At 67.6% G+C, this 22240-nt stretch carries 20 protein-coding genes and 1 pseudogene; 17 read left to right on the top strand and 4 right to left on the bottom strand.

Features of this window, described 5'->3' with window-relative positions:
- Positions 1–12: 12 nt before the first annotated feature.
- The 4 genes and pseudogenes from E1742_RS27135 to E1742_RS01470 all read right to left on the bottom strand — a co-directional run bounded on the left by E1742_RS27135 (position 13) and on the right by E1742_RS01470 (position 4011).
- Entirely contained in the window at positions 13–468 is a 456-nt protein-coding gene (locus E1742_RS27135) for a prepilin-type N-terminal cleavage/methylation domain-containing protein (protein ID WP_134383078.1), read from the bottom strand.
- Between the two features lie 75 nt (positions 469–543).
- Positions 544–1053 (bottom strand): hypothetical protein, encoded by a 510-nt coding sequence (locus E1742_RS01480; protein ID WP_134383076.1) that lies wholly within the window; start codon positions 1051–1053, stop codon positions 544–546.
- Between the two features lie 2 nt (positions 1054–1055).
- On the bottom strand, positions 1056–2282 hold the full coding sequence (locus tag E1742_RS01475; protein WP_134383074.1) for a type II secretion system F family protein: 1227 nt from the start codon (positions 2280–2282) through the stop codon (positions 1056–1058).
- A 26-nt stretch (positions 2283–2308) separates the two neighbouring features.
- Positions 2309–4011 (bottom strand): annotated as a pseudogene (locus tag E1742_RS01470) (GspE/PulE family protein).
- 127 nt (positions 4012–4138) lie between these two features.
- Between E1742_RS01470 and E1742_RS01465 the strand changes: the two are divergent.
- From E1742_RS01465 to E1742_RS01385, 17 genes are all read left to right on the top strand, one after another.
- A complete protein-coding gene (locus E1742_RS01465; RefSeq protein WP_134383072.1) occupies positions 4139–4888 on the top strand; it encodes an ABC transporter ATP-binding protein in 750 nt (249 codons plus the stop codon).
- Positions 4885–5931 (top strand): ExeA family protein, encoded by a 1047-nt coding sequence (locus E1742_RS01460; protein WP_229466425.1) that lies wholly within the window; start codon positions 4885–4887, stop codon positions 5929–5931. Before E1742_RS01465 ends, E1742_RS01460 begins: the two co-directional genes overlap by 4 nt.
- Positions 5924–7876, top strand: a complete 1953-nt coding sequence (mshL, locus tag E1742_RS01455; protein ID WP_134383070.1) for a pilus (MSHA type) biogenesis protein MshL — start codon at positions 5924–5926, stop codon at positions 7874–7876. Before E1742_RS01460 ends, mshL begins: the two co-directional genes overlap by 8 nt.
- The gene (locus tag E1742_RS01450) at positions 7873–9720 is read left to right on the top strand and encodes a tetratricopeptide repeat protein (protein ID WP_134383068.1); all 1848 of its coding nucleotides are present in this window, start codon (positions 7873–7875) and stop codon (positions 9718–9720) included. The genes mshL and E1742_RS01450 overlap by 4 nt, the downstream gene beginning before the upstream one ends.
- 10 nt (positions 9721–9730) lie before the next feature.
- Entirely contained in the window at positions 9731–11425 is a 1695-nt protein-coding gene (locus E1742_RS01445; RefSeq protein WP_134383066.1) for a GspE/PulE family protein, read from the top strand.
- Between the two features lies 1 nt (position 11426).
- Positions 11427–12641, top strand: coding sequence for a type II secretion system F family protein (locus E1742_RS01440; RefSeq protein ID WP_134383064.1), 1215 nt, complete (start codon positions 11427–11429; stop codon positions 12639–12641).
- A gap of 1 nt (position 12642) precedes the next feature.
- Complete coding sequence (locus E1742_RS01435) at positions 12643–14232, top strand: hypothetical protein (RefSeq protein WP_229466423.1); 1590 nt, start codon at positions 12643–12645, stop codon at positions 14230–14232.
- On the top strand, positions 14220–14900 hold the full coding sequence (locus tag E1742_RS01430) for a hypothetical protein (RefSeq protein WP_134383062.1): 681 nt from the start codon (positions 14220–14222) through the stop codon (positions 14898–14900). The genes E1742_RS01435 and E1742_RS01430 overlap by 13 nt, the downstream gene beginning before the upstream one ends.
- Entirely contained in the window at positions 14900–15385 is a 486-nt protein-coding gene (locus E1742_RS01425; protein WP_134383060.1) for a hypothetical protein, read from the top strand. The genes E1742_RS01430 and E1742_RS01425 overlap by 1 nt, the downstream gene beginning before the upstream one ends.
- Positions 15386–15524: 139 nt before the next feature.
- Positions 15525–16166, top strand: a complete 642-nt coding sequence (locus E1742_RS01420) for a hypothetical protein (RefSeq protein WP_229466421.1) — start codon at positions 15525–15527, stop codon at positions 16164–16166.
- Between the two features lie 4 nt (positions 16167–16170).
- Positions 16171–16896 (top strand): prepilin-type N-terminal cleavage/methylation domain-containing protein, encoded by a 726-nt coding sequence (locus tag E1742_RS01415; RefSeq protein WP_134383058.1) that lies wholly within the window; start codon positions 16171–16173, stop codon positions 16894–16896.
- Positions 16893–17678 carry an ABC transporter permease gene (locus E1742_RS01410; RefSeq protein ID WP_134383056.1) on the top strand — a complete coding sequence of 262 codons (786 nt, stop codon included), beginning with the start codon at positions 16893–16895 and terminating at the stop codon, positions 17676–17678. Before E1742_RS01415 ends, E1742_RS01410 begins: the two co-directional genes overlap by 4 nt.
- A complete protein-coding gene (locus E1742_RS01405; protein WP_229466419.1) occupies positions 17678–18418 on the top strand; it encodes a hypothetical protein in 741 nt (246 codons plus the stop codon). Before E1742_RS01410 ends, E1742_RS01405 begins: the two co-directional genes overlap by 1 nt.
- A 31-nt stretch (positions 18419–18449) precedes the next feature.
- Positions 18450–19022 (top strand): prepilin-type N-terminal cleavage/methylation domain-containing protein, encoded by a 573-nt coding sequence (locus E1742_RS01400; protein ID WP_134383054.1) that lies wholly within the window; start codon positions 18450–18452, stop codon positions 19020–19022.
- Positions 19022–19729, top strand: coding sequence for a histidine phosphatase family protein (locus E1742_RS01395; RefSeq protein ID WP_229466417.1), 708 nt, complete (start codon positions 19022–19024; stop codon positions 19727–19729). The genes E1742_RS01400 and E1742_RS01395 overlap by 1 nt, the downstream gene beginning before the upstream one ends.
- A gap of 147 nt (positions 19730–19876) precedes the next feature.
- On the top strand, positions 19877–20950 hold the full coding sequence (locus E1742_RS01390; protein ID WP_134383052.1) for a phosphotransferase: 1074 nt from the start codon (positions 19877–19879) through the stop codon (positions 20948–20950).
- 9 nt (positions 20951–20959) lie between these two features.
- Entirely contained in the window at positions 20960–22225 is a 1266-nt protein-coding gene (locus tag E1742_RS01385; protein ID WP_134383050.1) for an acyl-CoA dehydrogenase family protein, read from the top strand.
- Positions 22226–22240 lie beyond the last annotated feature (15 nt).

The raw sequence follows: 22240 nt of genomic DNA, 5'->3' as shown, positions 1-22240 counted from the left end.
CGTGCTGAGGTATCAGCAGGCGGCTTTGGTGGCAGGACCCTCAGTGACCGTGCCGGTCGCGGGATCGTAGTTAAATGCGCAGGTTGCGTGGGCGCTGTCGGTCGCGATCACGACCGGAGCAGTGCCGGAGATTACATAATCGGTCGAGGACAGGCCTGCCGCAGCGGCGATCCCGCTGGCATCCGGGAAGCCGGCGGCGCTCATGGAGATGGATTTGCCTTCCAGCGTCACCGTGGCTGCTTTCGTGCCGTCGACAAGCCACTGGCCGTGCGCAATACCGGCCGCGCTCTGGACGGCGCCACGGGCACCCTTCATCTTTGCGAAGCGCGCATCAGCACCCAGGTCGGCAAATCGCGGCAGCGCAGTGGCAGCCAGAATGCCCAGAATAACGATCACAACGATCAGTTCGATCAGCGTAAAACCCGACTGCTTGGAAGAAGTCAGCGAACCCACTTGTTTGAATTGCATTTTAAATCTCCGGCGTGACAAAACGAAATTGAGAAGTTTGTGACGGCAGCTACACGAGAAGGATTTGCATTCTGGTCAACCGTCTATCTTTTGCAGGGCGACACCGGCGCTTGGCGGCGTTCCTGACGGCTTGGCGTTGTTTGTGGGCAAGCGAATGAATTCTATCCGGAATTCCCACCGCTCCGGACTTCCCGCGTGAAAACTTTTATTTCGCGTGAATACGTAGACAAGTTTCCGTTGTTTTCTGTCGAAATACCAGCTGCCGGGTGGTATTTTCCCCATAGAAGGATTGTCAAATTCTCCACGGTAGCCGACTGGAGCATGAACCAGCAACGCTACCGGATTACTGCCGACGAGAGCGCGCAATTGTGTCCTGTCGCCGGCAATCTCCGTCTGCAGGACCCGGCTGAGCAGCGCGCTGCGAATGTTTTCCACCTGCCGCACGACGCCCTCGCGCTCCGCATCGGCCCGGTAACGCAGCAGGCGCTCCAGCAGCAGCCCCGTCAGCACGGCAAAGACGATCGCGCAAAGAGCAAATTCGAACAGCGATGCGCCCCTTGGTGCTCTTACAGCAAGGCGATTCATCCCTACTTCAGGGCCACGCGGCCCAGGTCCCAGATCGGCAGGAAGATGCCCAGCGCCAGCACCAGCACCATCACGCCCAGGAAGGCGATCAGGATCGGCTCGATCTGCGATGCCAGCGTCTTGAGCTCGTAGTCCACTTCCCGCTCATACATTTGCGCGATCTCGTCCATCAGGTCGTCCAGCGACCCCGACTCCTCGCCCACGGCGATCATCTGCAGCACGATGGGGGTAAAGATCCCGGCGGCCACGGCCGTGCGCAGGATGCTTTCGCCCCGCTCGACGCTGTCGCGCATGCCTTCCACGCGTTGCGACAGGTGGGCATTGTCCACCGTCTGCGAGACCACCGTCAGCGCCTGTACGATGGGCACGCCGCTTTTCGACGACAGCGCGAAGCTGCGGGCAAAGCGCGCCATGGTTGCCTTGTGCACGATCTTGCCGGCAACCGGCATGCGCAGCTTCCAGCGGTCCCATTTCAGCCGTCCGTCCGGCGTCCTGATCCAGCCCCGCAGCGCCAGCACGGCCGCGATCATGCCGCCCAGCAGCAGATACCAGTAGTTAACGGTGAAATTGGAAAAACCAATCAGGATGCGCGTCATCAAAGGCAGCTCGGCACGGAAACTCTCGAAAACCTTGACGAACTGGGGAATGACGAACACGTTGACCACGATCATTGCCAGGACCATGGCGGCGATGACGAACACGGGATAGCGCACGGCGCTTTTGACCCGTGCGCGCATTTCCCGGTCGAATTCCAGGTGATCGAACAGGCGCAGCATGACGTCGTCCAGCCGGCCCGTCATCTCCCCGACCTTGACCATCGACAGGTAGAAGCTGTTGAATACGGCCGGGTGCCGGCGCATGGCGGCGGACAGCTCGCGGCCCGCGTCCAGCGATTCGCGCAGGTCGCGGATGACCTTGGCAAACGACTTCGAGATCGCCGACTCCTGCAGGCCCGCCAGGCCGCGCATGATGGGCACGCCGGCCTTCATCAGCGTATACATCTGGCGCGAAAACAGCTGCACGTCCAGCGGCGTGACCCTCTTTTCCGTCAGGCGCTCCCACCACCCTTCGCCGCCCTGCCCGGTCTGCCCGCGCGTGGACGTGATCTCGACGGGCGTGACACCCGTGCCCATCAGCTGGTCGGCCACCGCGCCCGGGTCGGCGCCTTCCAGCACGCCCTGCAGCAGTTCGCCGCGGCCGTTCCTGGCCTTGTACGCGAAGAATGGCATCGTCCGTTGTCCCGTTGTTTGTCTGTTTATTCGTCTTGCTGATTGCTGATGCGCATGGCTTCGGCCACCGTCGTGCGCCCCTGCACCACCAGCTGCACGGCGTGACGGCGCAGCGTCTCGCCGGCCATCTGCCCGTAGGCCGCCTTCAGGAAATGGGCAGGATCGGGGTCGTTGGCGGCGTCGACGACGGCGCTCGTCATTTCCAGCAGTTCATATACGCCGGTACGACCGCGGTAGCCCATCCCGTTGCAATGCGAGCAGCCCTTGCCATGGAAATAATGCGCCATCCCTGCCTTGTCGTTCAGTTCCAGCCGCAGCCATTCGATTTCCGTCGGCGTCGGCGTGTAGGGCGTCGTGCAGCTCTCGCAGATGACGCGCACCAGGCGCTGCGCCAGCACGGCCTGCAGCGAGCTGCCCACCATGTAGCGCGGCACCCCATGTCCATCAGCCGCAGCGGCGTGCTGGCGGCGTCGTTCGTGTGCAGGGTCGACAGCACCAGGTGGCCCGTCATGGCGGCGCGCAGGCCGATCTGCGCGGTTTCCTGGTCGCGCATCTCGCCCACCAGCACGATGTCGGGATCCTGGCGCAGCGCCGAGCGCAGCACGCGGGCGAAGTCCAGCTCGATCTTTTCGTTGACCTGCACCTGGTTGATGCCGGGCAGCCGGTATTCGACGGGATCCTCGACCGTAATAAGCTTCTTTTCCACGGAATTGAGCTCGGCCAGCGCGCTGTACAGCGTCGTGGTCTTGCCCGAGCCCGTCGGGCCCGTCACCAGCACCAGGCCGTTGGGGCGCTGCACGATGGCGCGGAATTTCTCTACCATCGCCTTCGGCATGCCGATCGCGTCCAGGCGCAGGCTGGTGCTGCCCTGGCTCAGCAGACGCATGACGATCGATTCGCCGAACTGCGTGGGCATCGACGAGATACGCACGTCGATGCGGGTGTTTTTCACGCGCACGGCGAAGCGGCCGTCCTGCGGCAGCCGCTTTTCCGAAATGTCCAGGTCCGACATCAGTTTCAGGCGCAGCGCCAGCGCGGGCGCGATCTTGATGTCCGCCTGCGTCTGCAGGTGCAGCACGCCGTCGATGCGGAAGCGGATGTGCAGGCGGTTTTCCTGCGGCTCGATATGAATGTCCGAGGCGCGCACCTGGGCCGCATCGTCGAACACGGACTGCAGCAGTTTCACCACCGGCGCTTCTTCCAGGCCGGGATTGACGGCCAGTGCGCCGAAGTCGACGGAGGCGTCGCCCATCTCCTCTTCAAGCTCGCGGGCAAGGTCGGTGATGTCCTCGGTGCGGCGGTAGATGCGGTCGATGGCGGCCAGCACTTCCGTTTCGTTGACAACAGCGAGCTCGATGTTCTGTTTGACGAGACGGGCAATCTCGTCGTAGGCGAACAGGTCGGTCGGGTCGGACATGCCGACCAGCAAAGTGCCGTGGCGGTCTTCCAGCACCAGCGCGCGGAAGCGGCGGGCCTGCGTCTCCGGCAACAGCCGCACCAGGTCCGCGTTGATATTGTAGAACTTGAGATTGATATATGGAATGTTCAGCTGGCGCGCCAGCGCGCCGGCAATCTGCTCTTCCGTGACATAACCGCTGTCGACGAAAACGCGGCCCAGCTTGCGGCCGCTGCGTTTCTGCTCGGCCAGGGCAAGGCCCAGCTGGTCTTCCGACAACAGCTTCTGCTGGACGAGAATCTCGCCCAGCCTTACTTTCTCCGGCCTTGCCATAACAAATCTTCCCTCAAGTCAAGTGTCGGCGCATTGTATGCTCATTGTGCCCGATCCGCAGCGTGCCCTAGCGCACTCCGTCTGATCTTTGCTACAGTGGCGGACTGCCAATATTTCGATTGTGGACATGCTTGAACCCGCTTTGCGCTTTACCGCCGTCACCGGACACGCTGCCGCCCGTCGCGGCCGCCCCGTGCTGGACGGCGTGTCGCTGGCCGTGGGGGCGGGCGAGTGCGTGGGGCTGGCAGGCGTCAACGGGGCCGGCAAGACAACGCTGATCAAGTGCCTGCTGGACTTCGTGCCGCTGGACGGCGGCAGCATCGCCATCTTCGGGGTCGATCACCGCCGGCCCGCCGCGCGCGCGCCGCTGGCCTACCTGCCGGAACGTTTCCTGCCGCCGGCTTACATGACGGGCGGCGAATTTCTCCGTTATACATTGGCACTGCACGGCCAGCGCCGCGATGACGCATCGTGCGCCGGCATGCTGGACACCTTGCAGCTGGAACCGGCGGCGCTGAAGCGCAGCGTGCGGCAGTATTCCAAGGGAATGACACAGAAACTGGGCCTGGCGGCCTGCCTGCTGCTGGACAAGCCGCTCTATGTACTGGACGAGCCCGCCAGCGGGCTCGACCCGCACGCGCGTGCACTGTTCAAGGCGGCGCTGCGCCGGCGCGGCGATGCAGGCTCGGCCGTGTTGATGACGTCGCACGCGCTGGCCGACATCGACGAGACGTGCGACCGCATCGCCATCCTGCACGACGGCGCGGTGCGCTTCGACGGCAGCCCGGCGGCCTGCCGGGCCCGGTACGGCACGGATACGCTGGAAACGGCCTTCCTGCGCGCCATCGGCGCGAGTGCCATGGGGCTGCCGTCATGAGCGATTTGTATCTGCAGCACTTCGGCCTGCGCCAGGCGCCGTTTTCGATCACGCCGAACCCGGCGTTTTTCTACGGCGGCCACGAGCGCGGCGACATGCTGGCCGCGCTGCGGTATGCCGTCATGCATGGCGAAGGCATCGTCAAGGTGACGGGCGAAGTGGGCAGCGGCAAGACCATGCTGTGCCGCATGCTGGAAAGCCAGCTGCCGCCCCATATCGACGCCATTTACCTCGTCAACCCCAGCCTGGGGCCGGACGACGTGCTGTATGCCATTGCCGCCGAGCTGGGCCTGGACGCGCGCGGCTGGCGCCCGGACGAGGTGCTGCGCCAGCTGAACGGCGAACTGATCGCGCGCCATGCGGCAGGCCGCCAGGTCGTCCTGCTGGTCGAGGAAGCGCAGGCGATGCCTTTGGCGACGCTGGAAGCCGTGCGCCTGCTGACGAACCTGGAAACGGCACAGTACAAGCTGCTGCAGATCGTGCTGTTCGGCCAGCCCGAACTGGACGAGCACCTGGCCCTGCCACGCATGCGCCAGCTGGCCGAGCGCATCACGCACAGCTTTTTCGTGCCGCCGCTGCCACCGAAGCTGATTCCCGCGTTCCTGCAGTTCCGGCTGCGCGCGGCCGGCTACACGGGCGGTCCGCTGTTCAGCCCGGCCGCCGTGCGGCTGATCGCGCGCACGTCCGGCGGCATTGTCCGCCGCATCAATATTTTGGCCGACAAGGCGCTGATGGCCGCCTATGCCGAGGATGCCGTCGCGGTCACGGCGCGCCACGCTCGCCAGGCGGTTGCCGAGACGCCGTTCCGGCCGCTGCCGCGCCGGCACGGCTGGCTGGCCGTGGCCGCGGGCGCGGCGGGCCTGCTGGCGCTGGCGGTATGGGCCGCAACGCAACTGCCGGACATGCTGACGCGGCAGCAGCAGCCAGGCAAGGCGGCCCCGCCAGCCGCGGCACTGCCCCGAACACAATTGAAGTTTGACCGGATTTATACGATGATCCTTGCTAACCCAGCAAAACAACCCCTGTCGGCATCCCATGAATAAAGTCGCGGCAACCCTGCTCTGCTCCCTCCTGGGAGGGTGCGCTGCACCGAAGCTGCCGCTCTCGCCGGCCCACGTCACCGAGGCGCCCCGGCCGGCCGGCGCCATTCCCGAACCGGTGCAGGCCAGCCCGGCGCTGCCGCCGCCGCGCGCCGGCGCACGGGTGGAAACCTACAGCGTCACAGTGCACAAGGTAGCCGTCGAATCCGTGCTGTTCGCGCTGGCCCGCGATGCCGGCCTGAACGTGGACATCCACCCGTCGATCGAAGGCACCGTCACGCTGAACGCGCTGGACCAGACGCTGCCGCAGTTGCTCGACCGGATCTCGCGCCAGGTGGACATGCGCTACGAAATCCAGGGCGGCACCTTGCTGGTCCTGCCGGACCAGCCGCACTGGCGCAACTACCGCATCGACTACGTCAATATCGCCCGCAGCACCAACAGCAGCGTCAACATCGCCACGCAGATCTCGACGACGGGCGGTTCCAGCGCCAACAGCAGCACCAGCACGACCGGCTCGAACACTGGGCAAGGCACGATTGGCAGCGCCGGCACCAGCCTGTCGTCCGGCGCCAACAACAATTCGACGACGGCCGTGTCGAACCGGGCCGACAACAACTTCTGGTACAGCCTCGAGAAGAACATCCGCGACATGCTGCGCCCTACCAATCTGAACGATCCGCTGACGGACCCGCTGGCGCAGCTGCGCGAGCAGGCCAATGCCGTCACGCAGGCGGCGCAGGGCATCCCGGGCCAACCCGGTCAGCCCGGTCAGCCCGGTCCGCAGGGCGGGCAGCCGGGCCAGGGCGGCTACCAGGGCGGCTACCAGGGCGCATTCACGCCAGCCGCAGGCGCGACGGGCCAGGCGCCGGAAACGGCGTTCCCCGGTGCCCAGGCCAGTGCGGCGCAGACGGCCCGCGCGGCCCAGCGCAACGCGCCGTCCGTCATCGTCAATGCCGAGAGCGGGCTGGTGGCCGTCCGGGCGACGGGCCGGCAGCATGAAAAAGTGCGCGAGTTCCTCGACATCATCCAGTCTGCCGCGAAGCGGCAGGTGATGATCGAGGCGACGATCCTGGAAGTGAAGCTGTCGGACCAGTACCAGCAGGGCATCAACTGGTCGCGCGTCTCTTCCAATGGCATGTCGACGCTGGGGCAAGGCCGCGTCGACACGCCGAACATGCCATCAGGCACGCCCATCACGTCGACGCCGGGCGTGTTCACGTTTAACTATGCCAACCCGCTCAGCGGTCTCGGCAATGTCCGGGCGGCTGTCCAGCTGCTCGAGTCGTTCGGCAAGGTGCAGGTGCTGTCGAGCCCGAAGATCAGCGTGCTGAACAACCAGACAGCGCTGCTCAAGGTGGTCGACAACAACGTCTTCTTTACCCTGAAGGTGACGCCGGCCGTCCAGAACTCGTCCGGCGGCATTGCCGCGCAGGCGACCTACGAGTCGCGCGTGGAGACGGTGCCGGTGGGCTTTGTCATGAGCGTCACGCCGCAGATCTCGGAAGATGACGAGGTCACGATCAACGTGCGCCCCACCATCACCCGCATCGTCAGCTATGTGCAGGATCCGAATCCGGAACTGGCGCGCCAGAACGTCGTCAGCCAGGTGCCCGTGATCCAGGCGCGCGAGGTCGAATCGGTGATGAAGCTGTTCAGCGGGCAGACAGCCGTCATGGGCGGCCTGATGCAGGATTCCGTCGACAACCGCAAGGACGGCGTGCCGCTGGTGTCGCGCATTCCCGTGCTGGGCGACCTGTTTGCCTACCGTAACGAAGGCACGGCCAAGACGGAGCTGGTGATCTTCCTGCGCGCCGTCGTCGTCAAGGACGCCAGCATGGAAGGCGACTACCGCGACCTGCGCTATCTGCTGCCGGGCAAGGACCCGCTGAACCAGCAGCCTTACAGCATGCCGGGCGGTACGCCGGCAGCCAAGGGACAGCCATGAGCTTACTGATGCAGGCATTGAAGAAAGCGGAACGGGCGCGCCAGAACGGCCTGCCGGAAGAACCCGCCGCCCCGGACGACTGGGGCCTCGAGCCGCGCGCGGACGGGCCGGCGCCCGGCTTGCCGGATGCCGCGGTGTCCGCTCCCGCCGTCGAGCCCGCGCCGCGCCCGTCGCCGGGACTGGCAGAGCTGAGCCTGGAGCCGCTGCAGCCGTCGGAACCGTCCGGCAATGCGGCGGTGCCGGCGTCCGGGCCACGGCGCGAGCCGCTGCCGGAAGCCGGCCAGGAACTCAGGCTGGAGCCGGCGCTGGAGCCGGCTCCGCCACCGCCCGCACCCGCCGCCGCACCGCTCAGGACGCGCGGCCATATCGAACCGACCATCCCGCTGGAACCGGCCACCGAGGCGGTGCACGATCCCGTGCCGCCGCAGGCGCGCCACGAACCGGCGCGCAACCGTGCGCCGGCCGGACCGGGCCGGACAGGCGCCACGCCGCCCGAGGCGCGGCCGAAGGCGCCAATGGCCGGCGCGGCGCGGCCGGAAGCGGCTGCGGCCCGTGCCGGCGCGGCCGCAAGGGCACGGGCCGCAGCGGCCGAAACGCCGGGGATGGACATGGCCCGGATGCGCGTGGCCGGCCTGTCCGGCATCGCGCTTGTGATCCTCGCCACGTTTGGCTATGTCTACTGGCGCGCCACCACCGCGCCCGGCCCCGGCGCCGCGTTGCCGATGGTGCCCATGCCGCCCCCGAGCGCCACGGGTGCGACGGGCATCGCCGTCCCGCCAGCCGGGCCGCCGTTCGGTTCCGGCACGCCCATTGCGCCGGCCACTGCCGGCAGCGACATGGCGGGCGCGACGGCGCCGCCTGCCGGCGAGATGCCCGCAGGGGGCGCGCCTTTCACCGCGCCTTCCTCGATGCCGGCTGTCCCCGGTGTACCAGCCCAGGCCGCTACCGCGCCCCCCGCCGAAGCGCCGCCGCAGCAGCAGCGCTACATGACCGACGATCCCGCGCTGCAGCGTGCCGGCCAGCCGGACGAAGCCGAACGCATGATGCGCGAGGAACGCGCGCGCGCCGCGGCGGGCGGCTTCGCGCCGCCCGACGCCGCCGGCGGCGGTAACGGCAACGGTGCTGCCCCCCGCCCCCCTCCGGCGTATGCGCCGCCGTCCGGGGGAACGGCTGGCGGCGAAGTGCACATCGCCCGCGGCAGCAGTCCTGCCATCGCCCCCGCCGTGAGCGCCGCCTATGCCGCGTTCGTGGCGGGCGATTACGCAACGGCGCGCCGGGAATACGACAACGCCCTGCGCCAGGACCCGAACAACCGCGACGCGCTGCTGGGCAGCGCCGCCGTCGCCCAGCGTGAAAGCCGCGGTGTCGCGGCCGCGGCCGCCTATGCCCGGCTGCTGGAGCTCGATCCGGCCGACCCGGATGCACTGGCCGCCCTGGTGGCGCTGCGGCCAGGCGACCTGGCGCGCAGCGAAGCGCAGTTGCGCAACGTGCTGAAAAGCCGCCCCGACGCGGCGCCCGTGCTGTTCGCGCTGGGTAACTTGTACGCGCGGCAGAACCGCTGGCCCGAGGCGCAGCAGGCCTATTTCCGCGCCTATACGGCCGCGCCGGGCAATGCGGACTATGCGTTCAACCTGGCGGTCGGGCTGGACCGCCTCAACCAGGGCAAGCTCGCCGTCACGTATTACCAGCAGGCGCTGGCGGCCACGGGACCTGCCGGCTTCGACCGCGCGGCCGTGCAGCGGCGCGTGCGCGAGCTGCGCGACGCCGCCGCGCCTGCGCCCTCACCGTCCACATCGTCCGCGGTGGCGGCGCCGGCCGCCGCCTGGCCGGACCGGGGCAACTGAACACGACTACATGGCAGAACCCGTAAAACTCCCGCTCGGCAAACTGCTGATCGAAAAAGGCGTCATCAGCGAAGACCAGCTGCGCATCGCGCTGATCGAGCAGAAACGCGGCAACGAACCGCTTGGGCGCCTGCTCATCACGCTGGGCTTCGTCACCGAAGCCACGGTGCGCGAAGCGCTGTCGGAAAACCTGAATACGCAGTCGGCCGACCTGAACAGCCTGGTCGTCGATGCCATCGCGTTACAGCTCATTCCGAAGGACGTGGCGAAGCGCTACAGCGTCTTCCCCATCGTCTACGAGCGCGATACGGACAACCTCGTGCTGGCGATGTCCAACACCAGCAATATCGTCGCGCTGGACCAGATCCACGCCATGCTGGTCAAGGGCATCACGATCACGCCGCTGCTGGTCAATGAATCGGACATCGTCAAGGCGATCGACCAGTATTACGGCTTCGAGCTGTCGATCGACGGCATCCTGCACGAGATCGAGACGGGCGAGGTGTCGTACCAGGGTACGTCGGACGAATACAGCCACCCGATGGTGCGGCTGATCGACGCGCTGCTGGCGGACGCCGTGCAGAACGGCGCCTCCGACATCCACTTCGAGCCGGAGCACAGCTTCCTGCGCATCCGCTACCGCATCGACGGCATCCTGCGCCAGATCCGCAGCCTGCACAAATCCTACTGGCCGGCGATGGCTGTGCGCCTGAAGGTGATCAGCAACATGAACATCGCGGAGACGCGCGCCCCGCAGGACGGCCGCATTGCCATCAAGTTCTCCGGCCGGCAGATCGATTTCCGCGCCAGCGCCCAGCCCACCACGCATGGCGAGAACTTCGTGCTGCGCGTGCTGGACCGCCAGAAAGGACTCGTGCCGCTCGACGGCCTGGGCCTGGCCGAGCGCGAACTGGACCTCTTGAAGCTGATGATCGCCCGGCCCGACGGGCTGATTCTCGTCACCGGCCCGACCGGCTCCGGCAAGACGACCACGCTGTATTCGATCCTGAACCACATCAATACGGAAGCGGTCAACATCATGACGCTGGAGGATCCCGTCGAATACCCGATGAGCATGATCCGCCAGACCTCCGTCAACGAATCGACGAAGCTGGGCTTTGCCGACGGCATCCGCTCGATCCTGCGCCAGGACCCGGATGTGATCCTGGTCGGCGAGATCCGCGACAAGGAGACGGCGGACATGGCGCTGGCCGCCGCGATGACGGGCCACCAGGTGTATTCGACCCTGCACACCAATTCCGCCGTCGGTTCGGTTTCGCGGCTGCTGGACATCGGCGTGGTGGCCGACGTCCTGGCCGGGAACATCATCGGCATCATCGCGCAACGGCTGGTACGGCGCCTGTGCGTGCATTGCCGCGCGCCGTTCACGGCCGACGCGCTGGAGCGGCGCCTGCTGGGGCTTGAGGCGGAGGGCGAAAAGGCGGTGATCTATCGCGCCGTGGGCTGCGAGCGCTGCGCGCATCAAGGCTACAAAGGGCGCCTGGCCATCATGGAATTGCTGAAGATGAACGCTGAGCTCGATGAACTGGTGGCGCGCCGCGCCTCGGTGCGCGAGCTGCGCGCGGCGGCGGCGGCCAGCGGCTTCCGTTCGCTGGTGGACGACGGCATGCGCCGCGTGCTGGAAGGCGCGACCACGCTGGACGAGGTCTCGCGCGTCGTCGACCTGACCGACAGGCTGGCCTGACATGCCGAAGTTTATCTACCGCGCCATGACGCCCACGGGCGAAATCGTCCCTGGCGACATGGAGGCACTCAACCTGCCGGACCTGGAAATGCGCCTGTCGCGCATGGACCTGGACCTGATCGACTTCCGCCAGACACGCCAGCGCAAGGTGCCGCTCGGTGCCATCGGCCGGCGCGCCATCAGCCGGCGCGAACTGATCAACTTCTGCTTCCACATGGAGCAGATGTCCAGCGCGGGCGTGCCGATCCTGGACGCGCTGAACGACCTGCGCGACAGCATGGACCATCTGCGCTTTCGCGAGATCGTCACGGACCTGATCGAGAAGATCGAGGGCGGCCTGCAACTGTCCGATGCGCTGGCGGGCCATCCCGACGTGTTCGACCCCACGTTCACGAGCCTCGTCAAGGCCGGCGAGGAAAGCGGCAAGGTCAACGAAGTGTTCCGCGACCTGGCCAGCGGCCTGCGCTGGCAGGACGAACTGGCGGCGCAGACCAAAAAGATCGTCACCTACCCGGCCGTGGTGCTGGTCGTCGTCACGGCCGTGACGTTCTTCCTGATGATCTACCTGGTGCCCCAGCTGACGAACTTCATCGGCAACATGGGGCGCGAACTGCCGCTGCACACGAAAGTGCTGATCGCCGTCTCGAACGTGTTCATCGACTGGTGGTTCGTGCTGCTTGCGCTGCCATTCGCCGTCTGGTTCGGCGCCCGCTGGTGGCTCGGGCGCAGCGAACGCGCCGCGTTCTCGTTCGATCGGATCAAGCTGCGTGCCTGGCCCGTAGGCCCCGTGCTGCACAAGATCATCCTGGCCCGCTTTGCCACGTTCTTCGCACTGATGTACGCTTCCGGCATCACGATCCTCGACTGCATCCGGCTCTCCGAGGGCATCGTCGGCAACCGCGTCGTGGCGGCGGCGCTGCGCCGCGCGGCGCAGCTGATCTCGGAGGGCCACAGCGTCACAGCGGCCTTCGCCACGACGGGCATCTTCCCGCCGCTGGTGGTGCGCATGCTCAAAGTGGGCGAAGCGACGGGCGCTCTGGACGGCGCGCTGCGCAACGTCGCCTATTTCTATAATCGCGAGGTGCGCGAGCAGATCGAACGTGTGCAGGCCATGATCGAGCCGGCCATGACGGTGGTCCTGGGGCTGCTGCTGGGCTGGATCATGCTGTCCGTGCTGGGCCCCATCTACGATACGATCAGCGCGATCAGGATCTGACATGCTGCCGAAACAGCTCTTTTATCTCACCAGCGAGGGACTGCAGGCCTGGCAGTGGCACGGCGGCGCGCTGTCGCACGCCGCCGTGTTCCCTCCCACCCGGACCGGCGTCGACGATTTTCTCGGCTATCTGGAGCAACACGGCGCCCGTCCGGCCTATCTCGTCGCGGACCTGATCGAGGAGGACTTCACGCGCCACCTGCTGCCGCACGTGGGCGGACGCGCCGGGCGCAAGCTGCGGGCACGCCGGCTCGCCCAGCAATACCGCGACACGGGCTACCGCGCGGCGATCGTGCAGGGCCGCGCCGAGGCGGGCCGGCGCGACGACATCGTACTGTTCACGGCGCTGACCAATCCGGCCATCCTGGCGCCCTGGGTGGATGCGATGACGCTGGTGCAGACGCCGCTGGCGGGCATCTACTCGGCCACGCTGCTGTCGTGCGCGCTGCTGGAACACATCGATGAGCGCGGCGGCGATGCGCCGCGCCCGCACCACCAACTGCTCGTGACCCTGCAGTCGGGCGGCCTGCGCCAGACCTACCTGCAGGGCGGCGAGCTGAAATTCTCGCGGCTCGTCCAGCCGGGCGAGGATGGCGACGTGGCCGATACGATCGCGCCGGAGACGCGCAGGACGCAGCTGTTCCTGACCAGCGTGCGCTTGCTGGAACGGGACGACATGCTGCACGTGACGGTGCTGGTGCCGGCGGACGCGGTGGACGAACTGGCGCAGCGCTGCGAGGACGGCCCGACCACGACGTACCGTGTGCTCGACATCGGCACGGCTGCGCGCGCGTTGAACGTGGCGCACGCACCCGTGCTGGCCGACGAACTGCTGCTGCATGTGCTGGGCCGCACCACACCGGACAGCCATTACCCGCTCGACGGCAAGGACACGTTCTACCGGCTGTGGCGCATGCGGCTGTCGCTGTACGCGTCCAGCGCCGTGCTGGCGACGATGTGCCTGGCCTGGACGGTGGCCAACCTGGTCGGCTACAGCATCGCCCAGGGCAACGCCAGCGGCCTGCAATCGGAACGGGCACATTACCTGGCGGCCTATCGTAACAGCATGTCGAGCATGCCGCCGGCCGTCGCCAGAACCGCCAACATGAAGGCGGCCGTTCAGATCGACCGCATGGTGGCCCAGCAGGGTCCGTGGCCTTTGCACATGCTGGCGACGGTCAGCGAGGTGCTGGAACGCTCGCCGCAGATCCGCCTGACGCAGCTGGAATGGCGCGCCACGGTCCCGGGCGCGCCGACCGAGGCCGCCACGGGGACGGTGCCGGGCACGATGTCCGGATCGCCGACGCTGGCTGCGCCCGTGTCGTCGCTGGCGCTCGGCATTCCCAAGGCGCCACCACAGACGCTGCGGCTGCAGGCCGAGGTGCTGGCCGGGCAGGACAACTACCGCAATGTCCTGGAAAGCATGAACGCCTTTGCCCAGCAGCTGGCGCGCACGCCGCACATGACGGTGGAAATTGCCCAGCTGCCGTTCGACATCCGCTCCAACGTGAAACTGAGCGGCAGCGTGGGCGTCGCCAACAGCGGCGAGGACCGCACCAGATTCACTCTCGATCTCGTATGGACGCCATGAGCCCTGCCGCCCCCGCCACCCCGGCCGCCCGAGCCGGCGCCCGCGTGCCTCTGCCCTACTGGGTGCGCTACTTCGCGCTGATCCGGCCCGCCGCCATCACCTTCGCGGTGACGGCCATCGTCACCATCGGGGCCGTCGTCACCAGTTACTGGAAGCTGTACGGGGCACGCCAGCATGAGCTGCAGGCGCAGGGCGCACGCGATGCCGAGCGCCAGCGTTTCGTGCACGTGGAAGCGGAGAAGCAGGACATCCGCACCTACCAGCCGCTGTACGTCGAACTGCGCCGGCGCGGTTTCGTCGGCACCGAGAATCGCCTCGACTGGGTCGAGGCGATCCGCCAGATCCAGGAGGGACGCAAGCTGCTGCCGCTGACATACCAGATCGAGCCGCAGCAGACGTACAAGCTGACCGGCCCCGTGGCGACGGGCGAATACCAGCTGCGCGGCAGCCGCATGCAGGTCCACATGGACCTGCTGCACGAGCTCGATCTGATCAACTTCCTCGTCGACCTGCGCCAGCGCGGCGTGTTCACCGTACAGGACTGCAGCATCAAGCGCGCCACCACTGCGGGCAATACCGCGCTGGCGCCGGCACTGACTGCCGACTGCACGCTGAACTGGCTGACGCTGACGACACCGGCCGCGCCGCGGCATCAGGGCGGTATCTGATGCGCCGCTTCCTTGCCCTTGCTATTGCCTGCTTCTGCGCGGGCCCTGCGCTGCTGCAGCCGGCCGCGGCGCAGACGACGTTTACCACGCTGGGACGGCTGTTTACGACGCCTGGCGAACGCATGGCGCTCGACCAGCAGCGCAGTACGATGGCCGCCCAACCGGCGGGTACGGCAGCCATGCCCGGCCAGCCCGGCCCGGCGGCCGGCGCGTCGGTCGGCGGCATGCCGGGCCAGCCGGGAGAAGCCACCCCCGCGCCAGCGCCGCCACCGCCGGCGGCGCCCGTGCGCCTGAATGGCGTGGTCCGCCGGCACGACGGCCGGGCCACGATCTGGGTCGACAACGAAGCGCGCGACACGATGGTGCGGGGCAGCACTGCCGTCCGCGTGCCCGTGGACGTGGGCGGGCGGCGCGTGCTGCTCAAACCGGGACAGAGCTACGATCCCAACAGCGGGACGGTGCTGGATGCGCAGCAGTCACGCTAGCGGATCCGGCTGGCCGTGTGGCCAGCGCCAGGGCCTTGCGTGCCCGCGCGGCCGGCGTGGGGCATTTGCTTACCCACGCAGCCAGCGTGGGGCAGCCCTCCTCCTGCTGCTGGCGGTCGCCAGCATCGGATTTGCCGCAGTGCTGATCGGAGCCTTCGGTCGCACCGATGTCGAACGGCTGCGTGAGGCGCGCACCCTGGCGCGGCTGACGCAGGCCACGGACGCGCTGATCGGCTATGCGGCATTGCACGGGCGCCTGCCGCGTCCCGCCATCTCGGCGACGGACGGCCGCGAAAGCGACGAGCCGTGCGCGGACGAAGCTGCCTGCAGCGGCTTCCTGCCCTGGGTCACGCTGGGCGTATCCGGCGAGGACAGCTGGGGCAAGCGGCTGCGCTACAGCGTGACCCCGCTGTACACGCGCGCGCCGATCCAGCGCATGTCGGCAATCGGGACGAAGCAGGTGCTGACGCGCGACGGCAGCGGCGCGCCGCGCTACCTGGTGGGTCAGGAGCCGTGCGTGCAGTCGGCGCCGTGCGCCCCCGCCGTCGTGTATTCGCAGGGCCGCGCCAATCTCGGCACCAGCGTGGCCGGCCTGCCCCAGGCCAACGGCGCGGCGAACAATCTCGACGAAATCGACAACGACAGCGCCACCACGGTGTTCCACCAAAGGCCGGCCACCGTCGACCCGCGTGCACCGGGCGGCCAGTTCGACGACCTGCTGGTGGCCCTGCCGCTGGCCACACTGTACGAAAGGATGACGGCGGCGCGCACGCTGCCGTGACACGATGACGCGAAACTCAAGCTCAAACGCAAGCGCAAGCGGCGGCTTCACGCTGGTCGAGGTGGCGATCGTGCTGGTCGTCGTCGGCCTGCTGATCGGCGGCCTGATCACGCCCTTGTCGACCCAGATGGAACAGCGCCGCGTGGCCGACACGCGCAAGGCGATGGCGGAGGCGCGCGAGGCACTGACGGGTTTCGCCATCCGCAACGGCTATCTGCCCTGCCCCGCCATCTCGGCCGCGAACGGCCTGGAAGACCGCGCCGGCGAACGCTGCACCAACGAGCGCCGCATCGGCTTCCTGCCCTGGGCCACCCTGGGCATGCCCAAGCTGGACAGCTGGGGGCACCTGTACGTCTACAGCGTGACGCCGGAATTCGCCGACAGCGATGCGCGCTTCCGCCTGAATACGCCGCGCGACATCACCGTCGCCACGCGCGATGCCGGCGGCAACCTGGTGGCCGCCACGGCGCCGAACGACATCCCGGCCGTCATCCTGTCCGCGGGCCGCAATGGCTATGGCGGCTTCAGCGAACTTGGCGTGCGCGCCGCCGATGCCGGCAGCGGCAACATCGACGAGAAAACCAATATCGCCAGTCCCGGCAACGCCTTCATCAGCCGTGACGGCGCAGACAACCCGGGCGCGCCAGGCGGCGCGTACGACGACCTGGTTGTCTGGCTGTCGCCGAACATCCTGTTCAACCGGATGATCGCGGCGCAGCGGCTGCCATGACGGTATCGCCGGGCCTGCGAATCGGCGCCATGGTCGCCGTCGACACGCTGCGCGAAGCACTGCGCGGGCGCCTCGCGTGGCTGCTGGTTACGCTGGCGGCGGGCGGCTTCGCGCTGTCCGCGTTCCTGGGCGCGCTGGCCCTGACGGAGACGCGCGAAACGCAGGCCGCGCTGCTGGCGGCTCTGCTGCGTTTTGCCTGCGCCGCCATCGTGGCCGTCTATGTCGTTGCCAGCATCGTGCGCGAGGCTCACGACAAGCAGGCCGAAATGCTGCTGGCCCTGCCGGCCGGCCGCGGCGCATGGCTGCTGGGCCGCCTGGCAGGCTTTGCGCTGCTGGCGATGCTGGCGGCGCTGCCCGCCGGCCTGCTGACGTGTGCCCTTGCCGCGCCTGCGCAGGCGGTGCTGTGGACGACGGGCCTGTTGTGCGAGCTGTGGATCGTCGCCGTCTTTGCGGCCTTTTGCGCGCTGGGGCTTGGCCATGCGGCGCCGGCACTGTGCGCCACCGGCGGCTTCTACCTGCTGGCACGCAGCGCCGCCGTGCTGCAATGGTTGGCGCACGACGCGACGCAACGGACGCCCGACGCCGGCCAGCGTTTTATCGGCGCGGCGGCGGACATGATCGCATTCCTGCTGCCAGGGCTGGACGGTTTCGCCCGCGCCGAGTGGCTGCTGTACGGGACCGGCACTGCGGCGGATCTCGGCGCAGTGCTGGCGCAGACGGCGATCTTCCTGACACTGCTGACGGCCGCCTGCCTGGTCGACCTGCACCGGCGGCGGTTCTGATGGCATCGACCCGCGCCGTTCCCCGTGCTGTCCTTCTGTCCCTGGCGGCGGCGCTCGCCGCGCAGGTATCGTGGCACGCGTTGCGGCCCGCACCCGCGCCGTTCGCCTCGGCCCTCCCCCCGGCGCCGCCGCTGGCCGTGCTGCGCCTGGCCAGCCTGGGCGAGCCGGAGGCGCTGGCCCGGCTGTCGATGCTGGCGCTTGCGGCGCATGACGGCCAGGCCGGTGCCGCGCTGTCGCTGCGCGCGCTCGACTACGGCCGCGTGGTGGCGTGGCTGGAGCGGATCCTGGCGCTCGATCCACGCGCCCGCGCGCCACTGGCCGCCGCCAGCGAGGTTTACGCGGCCGTGCCGGATCCGGAGCGCGTGCGCACGATGCTCGATTTTGTCGAGCGCCATTTCGCCGCCGACCCGGCGCGGCGCTGGCCGTGGATGGCGCAGGCCGCGCTGATCGCGCGGCACCGGCTGCACGATCTGCCGCTGGCCCGGCGCTATGCGCGCGAGCTGCGCCTGCGCGCGCCGGATGCCCCGGCCTGGGCGCGCCAGATGGAAGCTTTCGTGCTGGAAGAGATGGACGAGCACGAAGCCGCGCGCGCCCTCATCGGCGCGCTGCTCGGCAGCGGCGCGGTCACGGACCCGAACGAGCTGCGTTTCCTGGAAGGCAGGCTGGAAGGGATGCCGGACAGGATGAAGGGCGAAGCGCGCCGCACGGAACCTGCTGCGCAATCGCCGCCGGGCTTGTAAGATGTCGCTATCTGCAACCAGGAGTACACCCATGCTGCCATCCACCGCCCGCTCGCACCGCCAGGCCGGCTTCACCCTTGTCGAAATCGCCATCGTCCTGGTGATCATCGGACTGCTGCTGGGAGGGGTACTGAAAGGCCAGAGCCTGATCGACAACGCCAAGGTGAAAAACGTCATCCAGCAATCGACGTCGCTGCAGGCGGCCGTCAACGCCTACCAGGACAAGTTCCGCGCGCTGCCGGGGGACGATGCGCAGGCCACGTCGCACGTGCCGGGCGCCAGCGGCAACGGCAACGGCGACGGCCAGATCGCCGAGTACCAGCTGGCGCCGCAGCACCTGGCGCTGGGGGGCTTCATTACAGGCTCCTTCAACGGCACCACGGACTTCATGACGAGCGCCCAGGGCGGCGCCGTCTACATCTACAACGACGTGGTGGGCAACCGGGGCGGCAATGGGATCCGGCTCGATAACCTGCCCGACACGTTCTCCGAACAGCTGGACGCGAAACTGGATGACGGCAAGCCGGACAGCGGCGGCGTACGCGCCACGGGGCCGTACACGAACAACGGCACGATCGTCGTGCGCACGGCGGTGTTCTTCTGATGGCCCCTTCGGCGCGCCGCCGCATCTACCTGATGCGCCACGGCAGCGTGACGTATTTCGACGCGGCGGGCAAACCCGTGCTGCCGGAAACCGTGCCGCTGAACGAAACGGGACGGGCCCAGGCCAGTGCCGCCGGCGCCGCGTTCGCCGCGCAGGGACTGCGCTTCGACCGCGTCATCGTCTCCGGCCTGCCGCGAACCGTCGAGACGGCGCAGCGGGTGCTGGCCCAAACGGGGCAATCGATCGACGTCGAGGTGTGGCCCGAGTTGGTCGAAATCCGCGGCGGCAAGCTGTCCGCCATCCCCGACGACGCGCTGCACGATGCCTTCACGGGGGCGTTCGACGGCGTCGTGGCGGAGCACAAGCGCTTCCTGGGCGGCGAATCGGTGGCGGAGCTGATGGACCGCGTCTTCCCGGCGCTGGACCGGCTGCGCGCCGATCCGGGCTGGGATACGGTGCTGCTGGTGCTGCACGGCGGCGTCAATCGTGCCATCCTGTCGTACGCGCTGACAGGCCAGCGGCTCTTCCTCGGCAACCTGGCGCAGGCGCCCGGCTGCATCAATGCCCTCGACGTGGGGGCGGCGCCGAACGACTGGGTAGTGCGCTTCTCCAATTACGCGCCGCCTGCACCGCTGCATCCGGATACGCGCAGTACCACGATGGAGCAGCTGTTGGAGCAGTATCTGAAGTTCAGGCCGGTCCAGTAAGGCGCTCTACATAATGTCGAGGACAGACACGGTTTGCCGGCGGCTGCCGGAAACAGATGGCTGTCCCGCGAAAAATAAAAGTACGTTCGTTCGCAATCCGTTGAAAATACCGCTAGAATCCTCTGACAACAATGAACAGGAGACACCATGTTCGAGGAATTCATGGGCACCAAGCCCGTGTCGGAACGCCATCGGTTCGACACGGCCGCGCTGGACGCATGGTTGCGCACGCACGTTGACGGCTATCCTGCCAGCGGCGAACTGATCGCCGAGCAGTTCAAGGGCGGCCAGTCGAACCCCACGTTCAGGCTGGCGATCGGCGATGCGCGCTATGTCCTGCGCACCAAGCCCGCGCCGGCCACGAAGCTGCTGCCGTCCGCTCACGCCATCGACCGCGAATACAAGGTCATGGACGCGTTGAACCGGGCCGGCTTCCCGGCGCCGCGCCAGTATGCGCTGTGCCTGGACGAGAGCGTGATCGGGCGCGCGTTCTACGTGATGGAGTTCATCGAAGGCCGCGTGCTGTGGGATCAGTCGCTGCCCGGCATGACCCCAGGCGAACGCGCCGCCATCTACGACGAACAGAATCGCGTCATCGCCCAGCTGCACACGATCGACTATGCCGCCATCGGGCTGGCCGGCTACGGCAAGCCGGGGAATTACTTCGCCCGCCAGATCGAGCGCTGGAGCAAGCAGTACGTGGCCTCGCAGACGGAGACGATCGAAGCGATGGATGCCCTGATCGCCTGGCTGCCGGCGCACATCCCGCCCGGCGACGAGACGTCCATCGTGCACGGCGACTACCGTCTCGACAACATGATCTTCCACCCCACCGAGCCGTGCATCCTGGCGGTACTGGACTGGGAGCTGTCGACATTGGGGCATCCGTTCGCCGACTTCAGTTATCACTGCATGAGCTGGCACATCGAACCGGGCCAGTTTCGCGGCATCGCGGGGCTGGACCTGGCGGCGCTGGGCATTCCGTCGCAGCAGGAGTACATCGAACGCTATGCGCAGCGCACCGGCCGCACGATCGAACTGAAGGACTTCGGGTTCTACCTGGCATTCAACATGTTCCGCCTTGCCAGCATCATGCAGGGCATCATGAAGCGCTACGTGGACGGTACCGCGGCCAGCGCGCAGGCACTGGAATCGGGCAGGATGGCGCGGCCGATGGCCGAACTGGGCTGGGCTTATGCCCAGGGCAAACGTATCGCTTGAGGAGACAGCATGGACTTCGACTATTCGGACCGTTGCAAGGCATTGCAGGAAAAGCTCGTCGCCTTCATGGACGAGCATATCTACCCGAACGAAAACGCCTTCCACGAGGAAGTGGACGAGAACGGCCGCGCGCACGGCAACCGCTGGGTGCCGACGCAGCTGATCGAACGCCTCAAGCCGCTGGCGCGCGACCAGGGCCTGTGGAACCTGTTCCTGCCCCGCTCCCCGCGCGCGCCGGAAGGCCTGTCGAACCTGGACTACGCGCCGCTGTGCGAGATCATGGGCCGGGTACCGTGGGCGCCGGAAGTGTTCAACTGCGCTGCGCCGGACACGGGCAATATGGAAACGCTGGAGCGCTACGGCAGCGAGGAGCACAAGCGCCGCTGGCTGGAACCGCTGCTGCGGGGAGAGATCCGCTCCGCGTTCGCGATGACGGAACCCGCGGTCGCGTCGTCGGATGCAACCAATATCGCCACGCGCATTGAACATCATCGGAGCGGTGCCGGCGACGACTACGTCATCAATGGCCACAAATGGTGGATCTCCGGGGCCGGCGACCCGCGCTGCAAGCTGTTCATCGTGATGGGCAAGACGGACCCCGAGGCCGCGCGCCACCAGCAGCAGTCGATGATCCTCGTGCCGAGCGACGCGCCGGGCATCACCATCGTCCGCCCGCTGCCCGTGTTCGGCTACGACGACGCGCCGCACGGCCACTGCGAGATCCTGTTCGAGAACGTGCGGGTGCCGGCGCAGAACCTGCTGCTGGGCGAAGGCCGCGGCTTCGAAATCGCCCAGGGCCGCCTCGGGCCGGGCCGCATCCATCACTGCATGCGCGCCATCGGCGTGGCCGAACGGGCGCTGGAGCTGATGTGCCGTCGCCTGAACGAGCGAGTGGCGTTCGGCAAGCGGCTGTCGGAGCAAGGTGTCTGGCGTGAACGCATCGCGCAAGCCCGCATCCAGATCGACACGGCGCGTCTCCTCACGCTCAAGGCCGCGTACATGATGGACACCGTCGGCAACAAGGTCGCGCAGGCGGAGATCGCAATGATCAAGGTGCTGGCACCGAACGTGGCGCAGCAGGTGCTGGACTGGGCTATCCAGGCGCATGGCGCGGCCGGCGTGTCGGGCGAATTCCCGCTGGCTTACCAGTGGGCCGCCAACCGCACGTTGCGGCTGGCCGATGGGCCGGATGAAGTCCATCGCAACGCCATCGCCAAGATCGAGCTGGGGAAGTATCAGCCTGAACCCGGCCGGCTGACACCAGCCGGCGACTGATGCGTACCGGAGACT

Source organism: Pseudoduganella plicata, assembly GCF_004421005.1.
Lineage (GTDB): Bacteria > Pseudomonadota > Gammaproteobacteria > Burkholderiales > Burkholderiaceae_D > Rugamonas > Rugamonas plicata.
This window is presented reverse-complemented; position numbering and strand designations above follow the sequence as displayed.